The 1,734-nt window shown below is 46.6% G+C and carries 1 protein-coding gene; it reads left to right on the top strand.

The features are described from left to right. Positions 1-335 precede the first annotated feature (335 nt). Positions 336-1,607 carry a group II intron reverse transcriptase/maturase gene (ltrA, locus tag V512_RS12860; protein ID WP_099830862.1) on the top strand — a complete coding sequence of 424 codons (1,272 nt, stop codon included), beginning with the start codon at positions 336-338 and terminating at the stop codon, positions 1,605-1,607. Positions 1,608-1,734 lie beyond the last annotated feature (127 nt).

The following is a 1,734-nucleotide window of genomic DNA, read 5'->3' as shown; positions in this document are numbered from 1 at the left end:
GTGTCCTCGAGACTACAGTTCCGGAAGTCGAGTCCTTGCACACCGGGCGAAGACAGCAGATATGAGCGAAGACTGACTGAAACGCGAATATCTTCCGGCGGGGTGGTAGCGATGGCATGATCACAAGGACATTCTACGCAACTGGAGAAGCCCTACTGGTACCTGGGAGAAATCCCTTGAACGAGGTAGGTCATATAACCGGAATGGGAAATTGACCGAAAGACCAGAGGGTGGCGGATGGGTTCGTATTAGCTATGACGGAGGGTAACTCCTCCCGAGTAAAGGAGCCCTACTGTATGTAACTCTTGTTACCAAGAAAGGAGGCAGGAATCGTAATGAGAAAAGGATTCATACCCCTGCAGGAAGTGAGGAACAAGATATACCTCAAGGCGAAGGCCGAACCAGAATGGAGATTCTGGGGGTTATACACCCATATCTGTAAGGTAGAAACACTGGAAAAGGCCTACTACTTGGCCAGAAAGAACAACGGATCTCCCGGAGTGGATGGAGTAAGTTTTCGGGACATCGAGGAAATAGGGGTAAGAAACTATATCCTCGAACTACTTCAGGAATTGCTCAAGGGAGAGTACGAACCATTGGAGTACAGAAGTCTATCCATACCTAAGGCTGACGGTAAAGAGAGGATACTGAAGATACCGGCAATAAGGGACAGGATAGTACAGGGAGCAATGAAGCTTATCCTAGAACCGATATTCGAAACGGACTTCCAGGAGGGATCGTTTGGATTCAGACCGGGAAGAAGCGCGCATGATGCAATAGAAAGAGTGGACAAGGAACTGTTCAAAGGAAAGACAGTTGTGATAGACCTTGACCTCAAAGGCTTCTTCGACAATGTCAAACACCATATACTCTTTGAGAAAGTTGCAAAGAGAATAGACGATCCAGAGATAATGCATCTACTGAAACTCATATGCAAGAAGGCGGGAAAGAAAGGGATACCACAGGGAGGAGTACTCTCGCCATTACTGGCAAACATCTATCTCAACGAGATAGACATAATGCTGGAGAAAGCAGGCAGAGTAACGGGAAAGGTAAGCTATGCAAGATATGCAGACGATCTTGTGGCCCTTGTCTATCCCGGAGAGTGGGTAGATAAAGTCAATAGGAGACTACTGGAAGAATTCGAGAAGATAGAGGTTCAGCTCAATGAAGAAAAGAGCAAGATAGTCGACATGGAGAAGGGCAGCTTTCAATTCCTTGGATTTGAATTCTCAATGGTGAAGGCCAAGAACGGAAAACGTAGACCTGATTACAGACCTAACAAGAAGGCTAGAAAGGCATTACTGGAAAAGCTGAAGTACCAGTTCCTTATTTATCGCTCCAACTCCTTGGAAAGACTGGTGGAAGCGATAAACCCAATATTGAGGGGCTGGGTAAACTACTTCAGGATAGGTAATTCAAAGAAAGTCTTCAGCTTTATTAGAGACTGGGTGAACAGGAAACTCAGAAGACACATGATGAGAAAGAAACAGAAGAAAGGCTTCGGCTGGAAGAGGTGGAGTAAGGAGGAGTTACTCAAGATCACTGGAATCTACAATGATTACAGAATAAGGTATCTCCGACAGAAAGCACTCCCAGCACGATAGGTCACATAAGCCTTGAGGTGAAGCACACAGGAAAGCCGTATGCGGGAAATCCGCACGTACGGTTTGAGGTGGCAGGAGATGGAAACGGATGAGATGACCCGCTTGAGGGGGACACTCTCCCGAAAAG

Origin of the sequence: Mesotoga sp. Brook.08.105.5.1 (assembly GCF_002752635.1) — a bacterium.
GTDB lineage: Bacteria > Thermotogota > Thermotogae > Petrotogales > Kosmotogaceae > Mesotoga.
The sequence above is the reverse complement of the archived record's forward strand: the minus strand, read 5'-3'. Positions and strand labels throughout refer to the sequence as shown.

Coding starts and splice junctions, on each gene's coding strand:
- ltrA (WP_099830862.1), top strand. CDS start 336: ATGAGAAAAGGATTCATACCCCTGCAGGAAGTGAGGAACAAGATATAC.